Origin of the sequence: Pseudomonas schmalbachii, assembly GCF_017589465.1 — a bacterium.
GTDB lineage: Bacteria > Pseudomonadota > Gammaproteobacteria > Pseudomonadales > Pseudomonadaceae > Pseudomonas > Pseudomonas schmalbachii.
In genome coordinates, this window is the sequence record NZ_JAELYA010000013.1 from 53386 (window position 1) to 70747 (window position 17362).

General features: G+C 66.0%; 18 protein-coding genes. 5 read left to right on the top strand and 13 right to left on the bottom strand.

Annotated features, from left to right (window positions below; genetic code table 11):
- Window positions 1-34: 34 nt before the first annotated feature.
- The 10 genes from hemW to JFY56_RS24010 form a co-directional block, all read right to left on the bottom strand.
- Window positions 35-1234 (bottom strand): radical SAM family heme chaperone HemW, encoded by a 1200-nt coding sequence (gene hemW / locus JFY56_RS23965; protein ID WP_208316786.1) that lies wholly within the window; start codon window positions 1232-1234, stop codon window positions 35-37.
- On the bottom strand, window positions 1231-1824 hold the full coding sequence (gene rdgB / locus JFY56_RS23970) for an RdgB/HAM1 family non-canonical purine NTP pyrophosphatase (RefSeq protein ID WP_208316787.1): 594 nt from the start codon (window positions 1822-1824) through the stop codon (window positions 1231-1233). The genes hemW and rdgB overlap by 4 nt, the downstream gene beginning before the upstream one ends.
- Entirely contained in the window at window positions 1821-2243 is a 423-nt protein-coding gene (locus JFY56_RS23975; RefSeq protein WP_208316788.1) for a DUF4426 domain-containing protein, read from the bottom strand. The genes rdgB and JFY56_RS23975 overlap by 4 nt, the downstream gene beginning before the upstream one ends.
- A gap of 32 nt (window positions 2244-2275) precedes the next feature.
- Entirely contained in the window at window positions 2276-2896 is a 621-nt protein-coding gene (gene metW / locus JFY56_RS23980; RefSeq protein WP_208316789.1) for a methionine biosynthesis protein MetW, read from the bottom strand.
- A gap of 8 nt (window positions 2897-2904) precedes the next feature.
- Window positions 2905-4044: a homoserine O-succinyltransferase MetX gene (gene metX / locus JFY56_RS23985; protein WP_208316790.1), complete on the bottom strand. Its 1140-nt coding sequence runs from the start codon at window positions 4042-4044 to the stop codon at window positions 2905-2907.
- A gap of 86 nt (window positions 4045-4130) precedes the next feature.
- Complete coding sequence (locus JFY56_RS23990; protein ID WP_208316791.1) at window positions 4131-6098, bottom strand: dynamin-like GTPase family protein; 1968 nt, start codon at window positions 6096-6098, stop codon at window positions 4131-4133.
- A gap of 125 nt (window positions 6099-6223) precedes the next feature.
- The gene (locus JFY56_RS23995) at window positions 6224-6514 is read right to left on the bottom strand and encodes a DUF167 domain-containing protein (protein WP_208316792.1); all 291 of its coding nucleotides are present in this window, start codon (window positions 6512-6514) and stop codon (window positions 6224-6226) included.
- 135 nt (window positions 6515-6649) lie between these two features.
- The gene (locus tag JFY56_RS24000; protein ID WP_208316793.1) at window positions 6650-7243 is read right to left on the bottom strand and encodes a YggT family protein; all 594 of its coding nucleotides are present in this window, start codon (window positions 7241-7243) and stop codon (window positions 6650-6652) included.
- Window positions 7244-7256: 13 nt separating this feature from the next.
- A complete protein-coding gene (proC, locus tag JFY56_RS24005) occupies window positions 7257-8075 on the bottom strand; it encodes a pyrroline-5-carboxylate reductase (protein ID WP_208316794.1) in 819 nt (272 codons plus the stop codon).
- Between the two features lie 31 nt (window positions 8076-8106).
- A complete protein-coding gene (locus tag JFY56_RS24010; RefSeq protein WP_208316795.1) occupies window positions 8107-8796 on the bottom strand; it encodes a YggS family pyridoxal phosphate-dependent enzyme in 690 nt (229 codons plus the stop codon).
- 73 nt (window positions 8797-8869) lie between these two features.
- Between JFY56_RS24010 and JFY56_RS24015 the strand changes: the two genes are divergently transcribed.
- From JFY56_RS24015 to JFY56_RS24035, 5 genes are all read left to right on the top strand, one after another.
- Window positions 8870-9904 (top strand): type IV pilus twitching motility protein PilT, encoded by a 1035-nt coding sequence (locus JFY56_RS24015; RefSeq protein ID WP_208316796.1) that lies wholly within the window; start codon window positions 8870-8872, stop codon window positions 9902-9904.
- A 92-nt stretch (window positions 9905-9996) separates the two neighbouring features.
- The gene (locus JFY56_RS24020) at window positions 9997-11142 is read left to right on the top strand and encodes a PilT/PilU family type 4a pilus ATPase (RefSeq protein WP_208316797.1); all 1146 of its coding nucleotides are present in this window, start codon (window positions 9997-9999) and stop codon (window positions 11140-11142) included.
- A gap of 101 nt (window positions 11143-11243) precedes the next feature.
- Entirely contained in the window at window positions 11244-11648 is a 405-nt protein-coding gene (locus JFY56_RS24025; protein WP_208316798.1) for an NINE protein, read from the top strand.
- 161 nt (window positions 11649-11809) lie between these two features.
- On the top strand, window positions 11810-13186 hold the full coding sequence (locus JFY56_RS24030; protein ID WP_208316799.1) for a pyridoxal-phosphate dependent enzyme: 1377 nt from the start codon (window positions 11810-11812) through the stop codon (window positions 13184-13186).
- Window positions 13183-14358, top strand: coding sequence for a trans-sulfuration enzyme family protein (locus tag JFY56_RS24035; RefSeq protein WP_208316800.1), 1176 nt, complete (start codon window positions 13183-13185; stop codon window positions 14356-14358). The genes JFY56_RS24030 and JFY56_RS24035 overlap by 4 nt, the downstream gene beginning before the upstream one ends.
- Window positions 14359-14527: 169 nt before the next feature.
- On the opposite strand, the gene JFY56_RS24040 is transcribed toward JFY56_RS24035, so the two are convergent.
- Genes JFY56_RS24040 through pyrR form a run of 3 tightly spaced genes read right to left on the bottom strand, consistent with a single transcriptional unit; the run spans window position 14528 to window position 17356 of the window.
- Window positions 14528-15799: a dihydroorotase gene (locus tag JFY56_RS24040; protein ID WP_208316801.1), complete on the bottom strand. Its 1272-nt coding sequence runs from the start codon at window positions 15797-15799 to the stop codon at window positions 14528-14530.
- Window positions 15796-16803: an aspartate carbamoyltransferase catalytic subunit gene (locus JFY56_RS24045; RefSeq protein WP_208316802.1), complete on the bottom strand. Its 1008-nt coding sequence runs from the start codon at window positions 16801-16803 to the stop codon at window positions 15796-15798. Before JFY56_RS24045 ends, JFY56_RS24040 begins: the two co-directional genes overlap by 4 nt.
- Before the next feature lie 43 nt (window positions 16804-16846).
- Window positions 16847-17356, bottom strand: a complete 510-nt coding sequence (pyrR, locus tag JFY56_RS24050) for a bifunctional pyr operon transcriptional regulator/uracil phosphoribosyltransferase PyrR (RefSeq protein ID WP_208316803.1) — start codon at window positions 17354-17356, stop codon at window positions 16847-16849.
- Window positions 17357-17362: the final 6 nt, after the last annotated feature.

A 17362-nucleotide genomic window follows, 5' to 3' on the forward strand; every position in this document is an offset into this window, starting at 1 on the left:
GCTGAACGAAGTGAAGCCCAACATTTACCGAGCCTCACGGCAGGAAATGCTGCAGCAGGTCGTTGAGGAACAGCTGGCCGCGCTCCGTCGGGCGCAGGCGTTCGGCGTCGTCGGCCAGCAGGCCTTCGCTGCGCGCCAGGCGGCAGGCGGCTTCGATGCTCTCCAGCGGCAGGCCGGTGCGTTCGCTGTATAGCGCGGTGGGTACGCCGTCGGTCAGGCGCAGGACGTTCATCATGAACTCGAAGGGCAGGTCGGCCGCTTCCAGCAGGCGTTCGCCGGCCTGGAAGCTTTTCGCCGGGTTCAGGTAGTCCTTCGGCAGGCGAGTCTTCCAGGTGCGCCAGATGCGGCCGTCCGGGCTGCTCAGCTTGGCGTGGGCGCCGGCGCCGATGCCGAGGAAGTCGCCGAAGCTCCAGTAGTTCAGGTTGTGCCGGGCGCGGCGGCCGTCGCGGGCGTAGGCGGAGGTTTCGTACTGCACGTAACCGGCCTCTGCCAGGCGCGCCTGGCCGGCTTCCTGGATTTCCCACAGTGCGTCGTCTTCCGGCAGCTCCGGCGGCTGGCTCCAGAACACCGTGTTCGGCTCCATGGTCAGTTGGTACCAGGAGATATGCGTCGGGTTCAGGGCGATGGCCTGTTCGAGGTCGGAGAGGGCGTCGGCGACGCTCTGGTCCGGCAGGCCGTGCATCAGGTCGAGGTTGAAGTTGTCGAAGCCGGCCTGGCGCGCCATGTCCGCCGCGCGTACCGCCTCGTCGCCGTCGTGGATGCGCCCGAGGGCCTTGAGCTTCTCGGCCTGGAAACTCTGCACGCCGATCGACAGACGATTGACGCCACGCCTGCGGTAGTCGGCGAATTTGGCCTGTTCGAAGGTACCGGGGTTGGCTTCCAGGGTGATCTCGATGTCCGGCTCGAAGCCGACTTCCTGCTCCAGGCCATCGAGGATGCGGCCGATGGCGTCGGCGGAGAACAGGCTGGGGGTGCCGCCGCCGAAGAAGATCGAGGTCAGCTTGCGTCCGTGAACGTGCGCCAGGTCGGCGTGCAGGTCGGCGAGCAGCGCGGCGACGTAGTCGTCTTCCGGCAGCTCAGGGCCGGCGGCGTGGGAGTTGAAGTCGCAGTACGGGCATTTGCGCACGCACCAGGGGATATGGACGTACGCGGAGAGGGGCGGCAGGCGGAACGCGGAAGCCGGAGACTCGGCGCCGCTCCCGGCTTCGAGCCTCGAGCTTCCTGGGGTGTTCATAAGCCCAGCCGTTGCTTCAGCAGTGCCATCGCGCGGGCGCGGTGGCTGATGCGGTTCTTGTCTTCCGCGGCGAGTTCGGCGCTGGAGCATTCGCGCTCCGGCACCCAGAACAGCGGGTCGTAGCCGAAGCCGTTGGCGCCGCGCGCTTCATGGAGGATGCTGCCTTCCCAGATGCCTTCGCAGAGGATCGGCAGTGGGTCGTCGGCATGGCGGACCAGGGCCAGCACGCTGACGAACTGTGCGCCGCGCTCGGCGTCCGGCACGTTCTTCAGCACGTCCAGCAGCTTGGCGTTGTTCGCCGCGTCGCCCTTGCCGTCGGCGTAGCGTGCGGAATAGATGCCCGGCGCGCCGCCTAGATGGTCCACGGCGAGGCCGGAGTCATCCGCCAGCGCCGGCAGGCCGGACACCCGCGCGGCGTTGCGCGCCTTGAGGATGGCGTTCTCGACGAAGGACAGGCCGGTCTCTTCCGGTTCCACGTCGCTGAATTCGCCGATGGAGCGCACGCGCACATGCTCGCCGAGCATGGCCTGCAGTTCCTTGAGTTTGCCGGCGTTGTGACTGGCCAGCACCAGTTGTTCGAGCTTGATCATTCGTCCGGGAAAATTTCCTGCATGAACTGGAAGCTTTGCGGCGCTTCCTTGCCGGCCTGGACCTGGATGTTGAAGGTCAGGGTTTCGCGTTGCGTGATGGGGAACTGCGCAAGGTAATAGACCGCGCCTTCCTCGGCCACGCGCTTGAAGTTCAGCGTGGTCTCCTGGCCGAGCAGGTTCTTGGCGGAGCCGGATACGGTGGCGTCTATCGGCTTGCCGGCGGCGTCCTGCGGCACGATGTTGACCACGCCCTGGGTCTTGCTGCGCACCAGGCCGACCGCGGCGGCCACGTTGGGCTGCAGGAAGCTGGAGTTGAGCACCATGTAGTGGACCTGGATGTCACCCAGGCGCTTCACCTGTTCGGCGAAGGCCGGTGCGGCGAGGAAGAGGCAGAGCAAAAGGGCAGTCAGGCGGCGCATTGTGGTTCTCCTGGGCGCGGTGGCGTGGCGGGTCAGACGGCGAAGCGATGGTCCTGCACGCCGGGGCCGCTGATCCGGTAAATGCCGATCTCTCCCAACAGATTAGGCCAAACTCGGCATTGCCAGCGGTGCCGGTGCTCGCGGTCCACCGCCATGTGGTCGAGCACGCGCAGCCGCTTCTCGCGGCACAGCGCCTCGAAGTCCTTGAAGGTGCAGAAGTGGATGTTCGGCGTGTTGTACCAGGTGTACGGCAGGAACTCGGAAACCGGCATCCGGCCGTTGCGCAGCAGGTCCCAGCGGCAGCGCCAGTGGCCGAAGTTGGGGAAGGTGATGATGCAGGTGCGGCCGACCCGCAGCATCTCTTCGAGAATCCGGTCCGGGTAGTGCACGGCCTGCAGCGCCTGGGTCATCACCACCACGTCGAAGCTGTCGCTGGCGAAGTTGCCGAGGCCCTTGTCGAGGTCCTGCTCGATGACGTTCACACCATTTTCGATGCATTTGGTGATGTTTTCCGCATCGATCTCCAGCCCGTAGCCGCTGACCTGCTTGTGGTCGCGCAGCCAGGCGAGCAGTTCGCCGTCGCCGCAGCCGAGGTCGAGTACCCGGCTGCCGGCGGGAATCCAGTCTTTGATCATGTCCAGATCGGCGCGCATGGTGGTCCTTATACGCTGATGCGCTTCATGTAAGCGCTGAATGCTTGCAGGTAGCGGGGTATCGGAATGAGGAAGGCGTCGTGGCCCTGCGGCGCGTCGATGTCCAGGTAGGTGACGTTCTTCTTCGCCGCCAGCAGGGCGTCGACCATCTCCCGCGAGCGGGCCGGGGAGAAGCGCCAGTCGGTGGTGAAGGACATCAGGCAGAAGTCCGCCTTGACGTGCTCCAGGGTCTTGGCCAGGTCGCCGCCGTGGGCCGCCGCCGGGTCGAAGTAGTCCAGCGCCTTGGTCATCAGCAGGTAGGTGTTGGCGTCGAAGCGGGTGGAGAACTCCTCGCCCTGGTAGCGCAGGTAGCTCTCGACCTGGAATTCCACGCTGCTCAGGTCGTAGTTGAGCTTGTCGGCCTTCATCACGCGGCCGAATTTCTCGCCCATGGCGTCATCCGACAGGTAGGTGATGTGGCCGACCATGCGCGCGAGGATCAGGCCGCGCCTGGGGATCACGCCCTTTTCCTGGAAGTGTCCGCCATGGAACTCCGGGTCGGAGAGGATCGCCTGCCGGGCCACCTCGTTGAAGGCGATGTTCTGCGCCGACAGCTTCGGCGCGCTGGCGATGTTCAGGCAGTGGCGCACGCGCTCCGGGTAGCTGATGGTCCATTGCAGCGCCTGCATGCCGCCGAGGCTGCCGCCGACCACCGCGGCCCATTGCTGGATGCCCAGGCGGTCGGCCAGGCGCGCCTGGCTGTGGACCCAGTCTTCCACCGTGATCACCGGGAAATCGGCACCGTAGACCTTGCCGGTGGCCGGATTGCGGCTGCCGGGGCCGGTGGAGCCGTTGCAGCCGCCAAGGTTGTTCAGCGCGACGACGAAGAACTTGCGGGTGTCGATGGGTTTTCCCGGACCGATGCAGCTGTCCCACCAGCCCGGCTTGCGCTCTTCCGTGCTGTGGTAGCCGGCGGCGTGGTGGTGGCCGGAGAGGGCATGGCAGATCAGCACGGCGTTGCTGCGCGCCGCGTTGAGTTCGCCGTAGGTCTCGATCACCAGCTGGTATTCGGGAAGCGTCTTGCCGCAGGCGAGGGCCAGCGGTTCGCTGAAGTGCAAGGTCTGGGGGGAGACCAGACCGACGGAATCTTCGGGGAAGACTGTAGGCATCGACCCAGCTCTGGAATTTAAGGAGGCGCCAGTCTAAAGAGCACCGCCACCTGCGGCAAGCGCCCGGCGCGCCTGTTGCGGGGGCTTCAGGCCCGTTGCGAGCCGTGCAGGGCGACCACCTTGGCCTGCCGCTTGAGCGGCGGCGGGCGGCGCAGCTGGCGCAGGATGTCCGCGGCTTCCTCCAGCTGCTTCTCCAGTTCGTCCCGGTAGCGGTCGAGCTGCAGGGAGCGCTGGCGGGCCTGCTGGGTTTCCTGGGCCAGGGATTTCAGACGCAGCATGTGGGTTTCCAGCATCTGCTTGTGTTCCAGGCTGTACTGCATCAGCGGGATCAGCGCGTCGGCGGACCAGTGGTCGATGTCGTTGCGCAGGTTCTGGTACAGGCCGACCACTTCCTGGGCCAGGGTGGAGATGAAACGCCGGGTCAGCAGGCGCTGCTCGGTGAGCAGGGTCTTCAGCTCCATGCGGAAGATGTCGGCCTTCTCCTTCAGGCTGGCCAGCTCGCGCAGGTAGGGCTCGACCTTGAAGCGTGGGGCGTTCAGGGTGTTCAGCGGATTTTCCTGGTTATGCCGCGCGTAGATCGCCTCGACCATGCGGTTGGCCAGGTCGGCTTCGTGGCGCAGGTTGGTCAGGTCGCTTTCCACGGTGCGGAAGAAGTGCGAAATGGCCTGGCTCATGCCGACGGTGGTCCAGCTGCCGCTGAGTTTCTCCCGCACCTGGGACAGGTGCAGTTCCAGGCGCTCGGGTTTGACCGCCTCGCGCAGCAGTTCGCCCTGGTGGCGCAGCAGTTTCTGGTTGGTCTTCAGGCCGAGCAGGCGCTTGTGGTGGGTGCCGTGGTCGTCGCGGGTCTTGGAGGTCAGGTCGAACAGGGTCTGGCCGTTGTCCTGCTGCTGGCTTTCCAGCTGGGCCTGCTGCTCGCGGACTTTTTCCAGGCGCACGCGCAGGCTGTTGTGGCTGTTGCTCACCAGGCTGAGGAGGTGGTCGAGCACGGCGTCCTGCAGCAGCTTTTCCTTCTGCGCGACGATGCGTTCGCAGAGCAGGTCCTCCAGCCTGCCCAACTGGCTGCGTTCGAGAAGTTCACGGTCGCCGCGAATCTTCGCCAGCAGCGCCTGTTTGGCCGACAGCGGCAGCACTTCGTCGTTGGACAGGCCGAGCTGGCGGGCGACGGTGTCCTGCACGCGCTCGATCTCCAGCTGGACGAAGTAGTCGCCGGCGAGGTCGTCCCACAGCACGTCGATCTTGTTCAGCACCGCGTAGAGGCTGGCCTGGCCGTCATCGCCCAGGCGCCGCACGTGGTTCTGCCACATCGCCATGTCGGAGGCGGTGACGCCGGTGTCGGCGGACAGCAGGAAGAGGATCGACTGGGCGTTGGGCAGCATCGACAGGGTCAGTTCCGGCTCGCTGCCCAGCGCATTCAGGCCGGGGGTGTCGAGGATGCGCAGGCCCTGGCGCAGCAGCGGGTGGTCGAAGTTGACCAGCGCGTGCCGCCAGGCCGGCACCTGCACCATGTCCGGCTTGCCGGCGCTTTCCAGCTGGTCCGGGAGGAAGCCGAGCTGGATCGCCTGCTCGACCGGCAGGACCTTGGTCGCCGCCACCTGGCTGAACGCCAGCGCCATGTTGGCCGGGTCGGAGGCGTCGAGGGGGATGTTCACCCAGTGCCCGGGCGAGCGCTTGAACTGCGCGATGCTGGCGTCGGACATGCGCGTCTCGATCGGCAGCAGGCGGATGTAGGGGTGGCCGGAGGCGGGGTCGTAGAACAGCTCGGTGGGGCACATGGTGGTGCGCCCGGCCTGGGAAGGCAGCATGCGCTGGCCGTAGGCGGAGAAGAACAGGCTGTTGATCAGTTCGGACTTGCCGCGGGAATACTCGCCGACGAAGGCCAGGGTGATGTGATCGAGGCGCAGCAGGCGCAGGGAGCGTTCGAGTCGGCTGTCGATGTTGGGCGTGTTCAGCCGGCAGCGTTCGAGCCAGTCACGATAACGGGAGATTTCCCGGACCAAATCCCGCTTCCAGCTGACGTATGCGTCGATCTGCTGACTGAGTTGTTCCATGCCCATCCAGGCCGTCCTTTGGTTCGCGCATCCACTGCAGTGAAAGAGGGGGAGGATGCCAAGGAGTATGGGTGGGCTGGCGGTACTGTCAATTCTCCGGCGGAATTGCTGGAGCCTGTGGTCGGTGAGCGCTACCGAACGGTAATTCCAAGCTCTTCTGGAAGTCGGGTGGGGCGGGGGATGCGTACGCGCTTCTGTCGGTTCAGTTCGCCGCTGATCAGTTGCACGGCGCTCTTCGGTACCCCGAAGGCCTTGGCGAGGAAGGCCATGAGGTGCGCGTTGGCCTTGCCCTCCACCGGCGGGGCGGTGAGGCGGATCTTCAGGCGCTCGCCATGCAGCCCGGCGAACTCGTCACGGCTCGCCTTGGGCTGCAGGTGGCAATCGAGGATCAGGTCCTCGCCGTCCCAGCGGTAGAAGCTCATAAAAAGACCTTTGGAGCTGGCGAGCTAGAGCGAGACAAGGCGAAAGCAGCCGAGGATGCGGAGTTTACGAGCTGTAAATGAGCAATCCGAGGCTGCTTTCAACGCAGTATCGCCGACGCGCAGCAGCTCCCTTCCTTACATGAACGGGCTGAGGATCTGGGGCATCCCGGTCATCGCGGCGAGATTACCGATCACCAGCATGTCCACCAGTTTGATCGCAATAAAGGCGAAGATCGGCGAAATATCCAGGCCGCCGAGGTTCGGCAGCAGCTTGCGGAACGGCATCAGCAGCGGTTCGCAGATCTGGTTCACCAGTTGCGCGCCGGGGTTGTAGCTGCCGGGGGCGACCCAGGAGAGGATCACGCTGACGATCAGGGCGAAGAAGAACACCTTGAGGAACAGCGAGGTCACGGCGATCACCGACCACACCAATAGTTGCAGGATGTAACCGCCGACGCCGTAGCCCATCAGGGTGAGGGTGACGATCATCAGCACCAGCTGCACCAGGATGGCCAGCACCAGCGACGCCAGGTCGATGCCGCCGAAGCCGGGGATGATCTTGCGCAGCGGGTTCAGCAGCGGCTTGGTGGCGCGCACGATGAACTGGCTGAGCGGGTTGTAGAAGTCGGCGCGGACCAGTTGCAGGATGAAACGCAGCAGGACGATCAGCAGGTAGAGGCTGCCCAGGGTCTGGATGACGTAGATGGCAGCGGTGGAAAGGCCGGTCATTAAATTCCCCTTTTCATTGACCCAGTTGTTCGGCCAGCTCGGCGGAGCGGTGGTCGGCGGCGCCCAGCGCCTGTTCGACCAGCCCCTCGAATCCATTGGCCTGGAAGGACTTGATGGCAGCCTCGGTGGTGCCGTTGGGTGAAGTCACGCGACGGCGCAGTTCGGCCGGTTCGACATCGCTGTCGACTGCCATCTTCGCCGCGCCGAGGGCGGTCTGCAAAGTCAGGCGGGCGGCGACATCACGGCTCAGGCCGAGCTTCTCGCCGGCGGCGGTCATCGCCTCCATCATCAGGAAGAAGTAGGCCGGGCCGCTGCCGGAAACCGCAGTCACCGCGTCGATCTGCTTCTCCTCGTCCAGCCACAGGGCGATGCCGACCGCGCTCAGCAGTTGCTCGGCCTGGTCGCGCTGTTCGGCGCTGACCTGGGCGTTGGCATACAGGCCGCTGGCGCCGAGGCTGACCAGTGCCGGAGTGTTCGGCATGCAGCGCACGATGGGCCGGGCGCCGAGCCAGCGCTCCAGGCTGGCGCAGGGGATGCCGGCGGCGATGGAGACGATCAGTTGGCCGGCCGACAGGTGCGCGGCCAGCGGCTCGCAGACCTGCTTCATGACCTGCGGCTTGACCGCCAGAACCACCACGTCGGCATCCTTCACCGCGCTGGCGTTGTCCTCGAAGACCTCGATGCCGTGCTCGGCGGCGATCTTCGCGCGCTGCTCGGCGCCCGGGTCGCTGGCGCGCAGGTTGGCGGCGGGCACGCCCTGGGCGCGCAGGCCGCCGATCAGGCTGGCGGCCATGTTGCCGGCGCCGACGAATGCGATGCGGATATTGCTCATGGGGTCGTTCTTCCTTTGCTGGTGAGGCCGCTCATGGCTGGGCGCCGTAGTCGCGGGCGCCGAACAGGGCGGTGCCGATGCGCACCCAGGTGGCGCCTTCGGCGATGGCGGCTTCGAGATCGTGGCTCATGCCCATGGACAGGGTGTCCAGGCCGAGGTTCAGGGAGTTCATCAGCTCGCGCAGGCGGGCGAATGCGGCGTGCTGTGCGGCGATGTCGTCGGTCGGTTCGGGAATCGCCATCAGGCCGCGCAGCGCCAGGTTCGGCAGCTTCGCCACGGCTGCGGCCAGGGCCGGCAATTCTTCGGGGGCGCAGCCGGACTTGCTGTCTTCGCCGCTGACATTCACCTGCAGGCAGACATTCAGCGGCGGCAGGCCGACGGGACGCTGCTCGGACAGGCGCTGGGCGATCTTCAGGCGGTCCACCGAGTGCACCCAGTGGAAATGCTCGGCGATGGGCCGCGTCTTGTTCGACTGGATCGGCCCGATGAAGTGCCAGGCGATCGGCAGGTCGGCCAGTTCGCCCTGCTTGGCGAGGGCTTCCTGCAGGTAGTTCTCGCCGAAATCGGCGATCCCCTCGGCGAAGGCTTCGCGGATGTCGGCGGCCGGCTTGGTCTTGCTCACCGCCAGCAGGCCTACGCCCGCGGCATCGCGCCCCGCAGCTTGCGCCGCCTCACGGATACGCGCGCGAACCTTTGCAATATTGTTTGCTATCGTGGACATTACCTGCGCTCTGCCGCCCGGCCGCTGCGAATTCTGCGGCATTCTACCTGCTTGCATTCGATTGGGGAGTCCCATGGATATTACCGAGCTGCTCGCCTTCAGCGCCAAACAGGGCGCTTCGGACTTGCACCTCTCGGCCGGTCTGCCGCCGATGATCCGTATCGATGGCGATGTGCGCCGGATCAACCTGCCTGCGCTCGATCACAAGCAGGTGCACTCGTTGATCTACGACATCATGAATGACAAGCAGCGCAAGGATTTCGAGGAATTCCTCGAAACCGACTTCTCCTTCGAAGTGCCTGGCGTGGCGCGTTTCCGGGTCAACGCATTCAACCAGAACCGTGGCGCCGGCGCGGTGTTCCGGACCATTCCCTCCAAGGTGCTGACCATGGAGGACCTCGGTTTGGGCGAGACCTTCAAGCGCATCGCCGACGTACCGCGCGGGCTGGTGCTGGTCACCGGGCCGACCGGTTCGGGTAAATCCACCTCGCTGGCGGCGCTGCTCGACTACCTGAACAACACCAAGTACAGCCACATCCTCACCGTCGAGGACCCGATCGAATTCGTCCACGAGTCGAAGAAGTGCCTGGTCAACCAGCGCGAGGTGCACCGCGACACCCTCGGCTTCAACGAGGCGCTGCGTTCGGCCCTGCGGGAAGACCCGGACATCATCCTGGTCGGCGAGATGCGCGACCTGGAAACCATCCGCCTGGCGCTGACCGCGGCGGAAACCGGTCACCTGGTGTTCGGCACCCTGCACACCACCTCGGCGGCCAAGACCATCGACCGTATCGTCGACGTGTTCCCCGCCGAAGAGAAATCCATGGTCCGTTCGATGCTTTCCGAATCGCTGCAGGCGGTGATTTCCCAGACCCTGCTGAAGAAGATCGGCGGCGGCCGGGTGGCGGCCCACGAGATCATGATCGGCACCCCGGCGATCCGTAACCTGATCCGCGAGGACAAGGTCGCGCAGATGTACTCGGCGATCCAGACCGGCGGTGCGATCGGCATGCAGACCCTGGACATGAGCCTGAAGAGCCTTGTCGCGAAAGGCCTGATTACCCGGGATGCCGCCAAGGAAAAAGCCAAGATCCCGGAGAATTTTTAAGGGCCTAGGCCAGCGCCCCACCCGCGTCACACGCGCGCGAACGGGGCCCCGAGGATTCGATTGCGGACGGCGTGATCCAGGCGGGTATCCCTATGGAATTCGACAAACTGCTGCGACTGATGGTGGAGAAGGGCGCTTCCGACCTGTTCATCACCGCTGGCGTCGCGCCGTCCATGAAGGTCAACGGCAAGATCCTGCCGGTGACCAAGACCGCGCTGTCGCCGGAGCAGACCCGCGAGACCGTGCTCTCGGTGATGAGCGAGCAGCAGCGCCGCGAGTTCGCCGAGAACCACGAGTGCAACTTCGCCATCAGCGCCCGCGGCGTCGGCCGCTTCCGAGTCAGCGCGTTCTACCAGCGCAACCTGGTGGGCATGGTACTGCGCCGCATCGAGACCAATATCCCGACCATCGACGATCTCAAGCTGCCGGAAGTGCTGAAGAAGCTGTCGATGACCAAGCGCGGCCTGGTGATCTTCGTCGGCGCCACCGGCACCGGCAAGTCCACCTCGCTGGCGGCGATGATCGGCTACCGCAACCAGAACTCCACCGGCCACATCATCTCCATCGAAGACCCCATCGAGTTCATCCACCAGCACAAGGGCTGCATCGTCACCCAGCGCGAGGTGGGGCTGGACACCGAATCCTTCGAGGTGGCGCTGAAGAACACCCTGCGCCAGGCGCCGGACGTGATCATGATCGGCGAGGTCCGCTCGCGGGAAACCATGGACCACGCCGTGGCCTTCGCCGAAACCGGCCACCTGTGCCTGGCGACCCTGCACGCCAACAACGCCAACCAGGCGCTGGAGCGGATCATCCACTTCTTCCCCGCCGACCGGCATGGCCAGGTGTGGATGGACCTGTCGCTGAACCTCAAGGCCATCGTCGCCCAGCAACTGGTGCCGACCCCGGACGGCAAGGGCCGCCGCGCGGTGATCGAGGTGCTGCTGAACACCCCGCTGGCTGCCGACCTGATCCGCAAGGGCGAAGTCCACGAGCTCAAGCCGCTGATGAAGCGCTCCACCGAACACGGCATGCAGACCTTCGACCAGGCGCTGTACCAGCTCTATTCCCAGGGCGAGATCACCTACGAAGACGCGCTGGCCTACGCCGACTCGGCCAACGACCTGCGCCTGATGATCAAGCTCGGCTCGGAAACCGACGCCGACCACCTGACCAGCATGACCCAGGGCCTGACCCTGGAGCTCAGCGAGGACGACCCCAACCGGCGGCGTCGTTGAGGTAGCGAGCCCGCCAACTGGCGGGCTTTTTCTTCTCCTCGCGTGCAAACGCATGGCACTCTTCGGAGTCGAAGCATCGTGTTCCAGCAAAGGAGAACTGCATGAACAGCAACCACGACACCCACAGCAAGACCATCGGCTATCTGCTGTGGCTCTTCGGGTTCCTCGGCGCGCACCGCTTCTATTACGGACGGCCCATCACCGGGACCATCTGGTTCTTCACCCTCGGGTTGCTGTTCATCGGCTGGATCATCGACCTGTTCCTCATCCCGTCGATGGACGACGCGGCGGACCAGCGCTACCGCAGCGGCGGCGTCGACTACAACGTGGCGTGGATCCTGCTCACCTTCCTCGGCGTGTTCGGCGTGCACCGCATGTACATGGGCAAGTGGATCACCGGGATCATCTACCTGCTGACCGGCGGCCTGTTCCTGCTCGGCGTGCTTTACGACTTCTGGACTCTCAACAACCAGATTTCCGAGCGCAACGCGCCAATGCGTCTCTGATCCTGTAGGGCGGGTGCAACCCGCCGATTCCGCCATGCCGTGATGGCGGGTTGCACCCGCCCTACGGCGAACGTCATACCCTCGTTTCGTCGCGCCTTCCTGGCGGCATCGCCGGGGCCGGCCTATGGTGCAGACAGGCCTGCCTGCGCCGAGGTGACGAGATGACGAACGATTCCCGCCCCGCTGTACTCGACCTGATCGGCAACACTCCGCTGGTCCGGGTCACCCGCTTCGATACCGGTCCCTGCACCCTGTTTCTCAAGCTCGAATCGCAGAATCCCGGCGGCTCCATCAAGGACCGCATCGGAGTGGCGATGATCGAGGCGGCCGAGCGCGATGGCCGGTTGAAGCCCGGCGGCACCATAGTCGAAGCCACCGCCGGCAACACCGGCCTGGGCCTGGCGCTGGTCGGCCGCGCCAAGGGCTACCGGGTGGTGCTGGTAGTGCCGGACAAGATGTCCACCGAGAAGGTCCTGCACCTGAAGGCGATGGGCGCCGAGGTGCACATCACCCGCTCCGACGTCGGCAAGGGCCACCCAGAGTACTACCAGGACGTCGCCGCGCGGCTGGCGAAGGATATTCCCAACGCCTTCTTCTCCGACCAGTTCAACAATCCGGCCAACCCGCTGGCCCACGAATGCAGCACCGCGCCGGAAATCTGGGCGCAGACCGCCCACGATCTCGACGCCATCGTCTGCGGCGTCGGCTCCGGCGGCACCTTGACCGGGCTGACGCGCTTCTTCCAGCGCGTACAGCCCGAACTGGAATTCGTCCTGGCCGACCCGGTCGGCTCGGTGGTCGCCGAATACTCCCGCTCCGGCCAACTGGGCACGCCCGGTTCCTGGGCGGTGGAGGGGATCGGCGAGGACTTCATCCCGACCATCACCGACCTCTCCAGCGTGCGCCACGCCTACTCCATCAGCGACGAGGAAAGCTTCTCCCATTCCCGCGCCCTGCTGCAGGCAGAGGGCATTCCCGGCGGCTCGTCCACTGGCACCCTGCTGGCCGCCGCGCTGCGCTTCTGTCGCGAGCAGAAGGAGCCGAAGCGGGTGGTCAGCTTCGTCTGCGACACCGGCACGCGATACCTGTCGAAGATCTACAACGACCAGTGGATGACCGACCAGGGCCTGCTGCAGCGCAAGACCTACGGCGACCTGCGCGACCTGATCGCACGGCGCTTCGAGGATGGCCGGGTGATCAGCGTCGGCCCGGACGACACCCTGCTCACCGCCTTCCAGCGCATGCGCCTGGCGGATGTCTCGCAACTGCCGGTGCTGGAGGATGGCAAGCGGTTGGTCGGGGTGATCGACGAATCCGACATCCTGCTTGGTGTGCACAAGGGCGAGTCGCACTTCCGCATGCCGGTGGCCAGCGCCATGACCCGCAACCTGGAAACCCTGCCGCCCGGCGCCAGCCTGGCCGAGCTGGAATCCGAGCTGGATCGCGGACTGGTGGCGATCATCGCCGATCAGTCGGGCTTCCACGGCCTGATCACCCGCTTCGACATGCTCAACCACCTGCGGAGAACCCTCACATGAGCCAGCACGATTCGTCTTCCGGCTGGGGCTTCGCTACCCGGGTGATCCATGCCGGGCAGTCGCCGGACCCCTCCACCGGCGCGCTCATGCCGCCGATCTACGCCAATTCCACCTACCGCCAGGAAAGCCCCGGCGTGCACAAGGGATTGGACTACGGCCGCTCGCACAACCCCACGCGCTGGGCGCTGGAGCGCTGCGTGGCGGACCTGGAGGGCGGCGCCCAGGCGTTCGCCTTCGCCTCCGGGCTGGCGGCGATTTCCTCGGTGCTGGAGCTGCTCGATGCCGGCTCGCACATCGTTTCCGGCAACGACCTGTACGGCGGCACCTACCGCCTGTTCGAGCGCGTGCGGCGACGCAGCGCCGGGCACCGCTTCAGTTTCGTCAACCTGGCCGAACCGGGCGCGCTGGAGGCGGCGCTGCAGCCCGACACGCGGATGGTCTGGGTGGAAACGCCAAGCAATCCGCTGCTCAGCCTCACCGACCTGGCCGAGGTGGCGCGCATCTGCCGCGAACGCGGGATCATCTGCGTGGCCGACAACACCTTCGCCAGCCCGTGGGTACAGCGGCCGCTGGAGCTGGGCTTCGATATCGTCGTGCATTCGACCACCAAGTACCTGAACGGCCACTCCGACGTGATCGGCGGCATCGCCGTGGTCGGCTGGAACAACGACCTGCGCGAGCGGCTGGGCTTCCTGCAGAACGCCGTCGGCTCCATCGCCGGCCCGTTCGACGCCTTCCTTACCTTGCGCGGGGTGAAGACCCTGGCGCTGCGCATGGAGCGCCACTGCAGCAACGCCCTGGAGCTGGCGCGCTGGCTGGAGCAGCAGCCGCAGGTGGCGCGGGTGTATTACCCCGGCCTGCCTTCGCACCCGCAGCACGAACTGGCGCAGCGGCAGATGCGCGGCTTTGGCGGCATGATCTCCCTGGACCTGCGTGGCGACCTGGACGGCTCCCGGCGCTTCCTGGAAAGCGTGCGCATCTTCGCCCTGGCCGAGAGCCTCGGCGGGGTGGAAAGCCTGATCGAGCATCCGGCGATCATGACCCACGCCAGCATCCCGCCCGAAACCCGCGCGGTGCTGGGCATCGGCGACACGCTGGTGCGGCTGTCGGTGGGAGTGGAGGATGTCGAGGACCTGCGCGCGGATCTGGCGCAGGCGCTGGAGAGCGTCTGAGACGGGTTGGGTATCGGTAGGATGGGTATCGCTTCGCTCAACCCATCCTCCGAAGCCACGAACGTAGGTTGGTGCTGAACGCAGTGAAGCCCAACAATCGTGATGTTGGGCTTCGCAGGCTCAGCACCAACCTACGGGTGAAGCCGCCCGCCAATCGGCGGGCTTCTACTCAGGCCTCGAAGGTCAAATGCCCATCCATCAGCGTGTAACGCACGCTGCCCGGCAGGCAGTGGCCGAGGAATGGGCAGTTCTGTCCGCGCGAAAGCCAGCTTTCGCCGGCCACGGTCGAGTCCTGCGGGTCGAACAGCACGATATCCGCCGCTTGGCCGACCGCCAGTTGGCCGGCGGGCAGGCGCAGGGCGCTGGCCGGGCCGTGGCTGAGGCGGGCGATAAGGGTCGGCAGGTCGAGCAGGCCGTCCTGCACCAGCGTCATCGCCAGCGGCAGCAGCAATTCGACGCTGCTGATACCCGGCTCGGTGGCGGCGAACGGCGCGTTCTTGGCGTCCACCTCGTGCGGCTGGTGATGGCTGGAGATCGCCTGGATCACGCCGCTCTTCACCGCTTCGCGCAGTGCTTCGCGGTCGGCCAGGCTACGCAGCGGCGGCTGCACGTGGTACAGGCTGGAGAAGTCGCGCAGCGCTTCATCGGTGAAGATCAACTGGTACATCGCCACGTCGGCGGTAACCGGCAGGCCGCGCTGCTGGGCGCGGGCGATCAGTTCGACGCCGCGTGCGCTGGTCAGTTGGCTGAAGTGAGCGCGTACGCCGGACTGCTCCACCAGCAGCAGGTTGCGGGTAAGAGCCACGGTTTCGGCGGTTTCCGGGATGCCGGCCAGGCCGCGGAAGCTTGCGGTCGGGCCGTCGTGGGCGAGGCCGCCCTCGGCCAGTTCGGGGTCCTGGGAGGTGAACACCACGGTCAGGTCGAAAGTCGCCGCGTACTCCAGTGAGCGCAGCAGGATGCGATTGCTGCCCATCGGCGCCAGTCCGTTGGTGAATGCCACGCAACCGGCATTGCGCAGGGCAACCAGTTCGGACAGTTGCTCGCCGGCGAGCCCGCGGGTCAGTGCGCCGACCGGGAAGACCTTGGTATTGCCCGCTTCCCGGGCGCGGTCGAGGATCAGCTCGGCGACTGCCGGCGTGTCCAGTACCGGCTTGGTCTGCGGCGGGCAGCACAGGCTGGTGACCCCGCCGGCGGTGGCGGCGAGGGTCTCGCTGTAGATATTGCCCTTGCGGCTGTAGCCGGGTTCGCGCAGGGCGACATTCAGGTCCACCAGGCCGGGGGCGGCGACCAGCCCGGTGGCGTCGATCACGCGGGCCGTTTCGAAGCCGGCGGGAGCGTTGCCGAGGGCTGCAATCTTGCCGGCCTCGATATGGATGTCGGTGATCTGGTCCAGGCCGCTGGCCGGGTCGATTACGCGGGCGCCACGGATACTGACGGTCATTCGGCGTCCTCCTGTTGTTCGATCTGGCGTTGCGCAGTCTGGCCGCTCATGGCCATGGACAGCACGGCCATGCGGATGGCGATGCCGTAGGTCACCTGGTTGAGAATCACCGACTGGCTGCCGTCGGCGACCGCCGATTCGATTTCCACGCCGCGGTTGATCGGGCCGGGGTGCATGACGATGGCGTCCGGCCTGGCCAGCTTCAGGCGCTTTTCGGTGAGGCCGTAGAGCTTGAAGAACTCGCCTTCGCTGGGCAGCAGGCCACCCTGCATGCGCTCGCGCTGCAGGCGCAGCATGATCACCACGTCAACGTCTTTCAGGCCTTCGTCGGCATCGGTGAACACGCGCACGCCATATTCCTGCTCCAGACCGGTAGGCAACAGGGTGCGCGGCGCGACGACACGGATGTCCGGGCAGCCGAGGGTCTTCAGGGCGATCATGTTCGAGCGTGCCACCCGCGAATGCAGGATGTCGCCGACGATGGCCACCGAGAGTTTGGTGAAGTCGCCCTTGTGCCGGCGGATGGTCAGCATGTCGAGCATGCCCTGGGTCGGGTGGCCGTGGCGGCCGTCGCCGCCGTTGACCACCGCCACGTTGGGGCTGACGTACTCGGCGATGAAGTGTGCGGCGCCCGAGTCGCTATGCCGCACCACGAACATGTCGGCGGCCATCGCCTCCAGGTTGCGCAGGGTGTCGGTAAGGGTTTCGCCCTTGCTGGTGGAGGAGGTGGAGACGTTGAGGGTGATGACGTCGGCAGACAGCCGCTTGGCCGCCAGCTCGAAGGTGGTGCGGGTGCGCGTGGAGTTCTCGAAGAACACGTTGCACACCGTCTTGCCGCGCAGCAGCGGGACTTTCTTCACCGCGCGGGCGCCGACTTCGAGGAAGGAGTCGGCGGTGTCGAGGATTTCCGTGAGCAGCTCGCGGGGCAAACCGTCGAGCGAGAGGAAGTGGCGCAGCTGGCCCTGGTCGTTGAGCTGCAGCGGGCGCTTGGCGTCGGTCGGCATGTGGCAGGCCCTGATCCTGAGGTTGGAAAGTAGGCGTGTGCGCTCAGAGCGCGCTGATGACGGTGCGCTCGAGGGTCAGTGGTGCGGGACCGCGCAATTTTACCCGTTCGTTGCGGGCGAGCGACAGGGTCTGGCCGACCACATCGGGGCGAATCGGCAGTTCGCGGGCGTTCAGGTCGACCAGGCAGACCAGGGTCACGCTGGCCGGGCGGCCGTAGTCGAACAGTTCGTTGAGCGCCGCGCGGATGGTGCGCCCGCTCATCAGCACGTCGTCCACCAGCACTAGGTGCTGGCCATCGATCTCAAACGGCAGCTCGGACGGGCGCACCTGCGGGTGCAGGCCGCTCTGGGTGAAGTCGTCGCGATAGAAGGAAACGTCGAGAATGCCGAGGATTTCCTCGCTGTGCAGCTCCTTGAGCAGGGCCTGGGCGACCCAGATGCCGCCGGTATGGATGCCGACGAAGCGCGGCGAGTCGATGCCACGTTCGGCGAGATGGTTGCGCAGGTCGGTTGCCATGCGTGGCAGGAGTTCGGCGGGGCTGGGCAGGGTCATGACATC

Bases quoted from the DNA above. Each gene is read 5' to 3' on its own strand.
- hemW (WP_208316786.1), bottom strand. From the start codon at position 1,234: ATGAACACCCCAGGAAGCTCGAGGCTCGAAGCCGGGAGCGGCGCCGAG.
- rdgB (WP_208316787.1), bottom strand. From the start codon at position 1,824: ATGATCAAGCTCGAACAACTGGTGCTGGCCAGTCACAACGCCGGCAAA.
- JFY56_RS23975 (WP_208316788.1), bottom strand. From the start codon at position 2,243: ATGCGCCGCCTGACTGCCCTTTTGCTCTGCCTCTTCCTCGCCGCACCG.
- metW (WP_208316789.1), bottom strand. From the start codon at position 2,896: ATGCGCGCCGATCTGGACATGATCAAAGACTGGATTCCCGCCGGCAGC.
- metX (WP_208316790.1), bottom strand. From the start codon at position 4,044: ATGCCTACAGTCTTCCCCGAAGATTCCGTCGGTCTGGTCTCCCCCCAG.
- JFY56_RS23990 (WP_208316791.1), bottom strand. From the start codon at position 6,098: ATGGGCATGGAACAACTCAGTCAGCAGATCGACGCATACGTCAGCTGG.
- JFY56_RS23995 (WP_208316792.1), bottom strand. From the start codon at position 6,514: ATGAGCTTCTACCGCTGGGACGGCGAGGACCTGATCCTCGATTGCCAC.
- JFY56_RS24000 (WP_208316793.1), bottom strand. From the start codon at position 7,243: ATGACCGGCCTTTCCACCGCTGCCATCTACGTCATCCAGACCCTGGGC.
- proC (WP_208316794.1), bottom strand. From the start codon at position 8,075: ATGAGCAATATCCGCATCGCATTCGTCGGCGCCGGCAACATGGCCGCC.
- JFY56_RS24010 (WP_208316795.1), bottom strand. From the start codon at position 8,796: ATGTCCACGATAGCAAACAATATTGCAAAGGTTCGCGCGCGTATCCGT.
- JFY56_RS24015 (WP_208316796.1), top strand. From the start codon at position 8,870: ATGGATATTACCGAGCTGCTCGCCTTCAGCGCCAAACAGGGCGCTTCG.
- JFY56_RS24020 (WP_208316797.1), top strand. From the start codon at position 9,997: ATGGAATTCGACAAACTGCTGCGACTGATGGTGGAGAAGGGCGCTTCC.
- JFY56_RS24025 (WP_208316798.1), top strand. From the start codon at position 11,244: ATGAACAGCAACCACGACACCCACAGCAAGACCATCGGCTATCTGCTG.
- JFY56_RS24030 (WP_208316799.1), top strand. From the start codon at position 11,810: ATGACGAACGATTCCCGCCCCGCTGTACTCGACCTGATCGGCAACACT.
- JFY56_RS24035 (WP_208316800.1), top strand. From the start codon at position 13,183: ATGAGCCAGCACGATTCGTCTTCCGGCTGGGGCTTCGCTACCCGGGTG.
- JFY56_RS24040 (WP_208316801.1), bottom strand. From the start codon at position 15,799: ATGACCGTCAGTATCCGTGGCGCCCGCGTAATCGACCCGGCCAGCGGC.
- JFY56_RS24045 (WP_208316802.1), bottom strand. From the start codon at position 16,803: ATGCCGACCGACGCCAAGCGCCCGCTGCAGCTCAACGACCAGGGCCAG.
- pyrR (WP_208316803.1), bottom strand. From the start codon at position 17,356: ATGACCCTGCCCAGCCCCGCCGAACTCCTGCCACGCATGGCAACCGAC.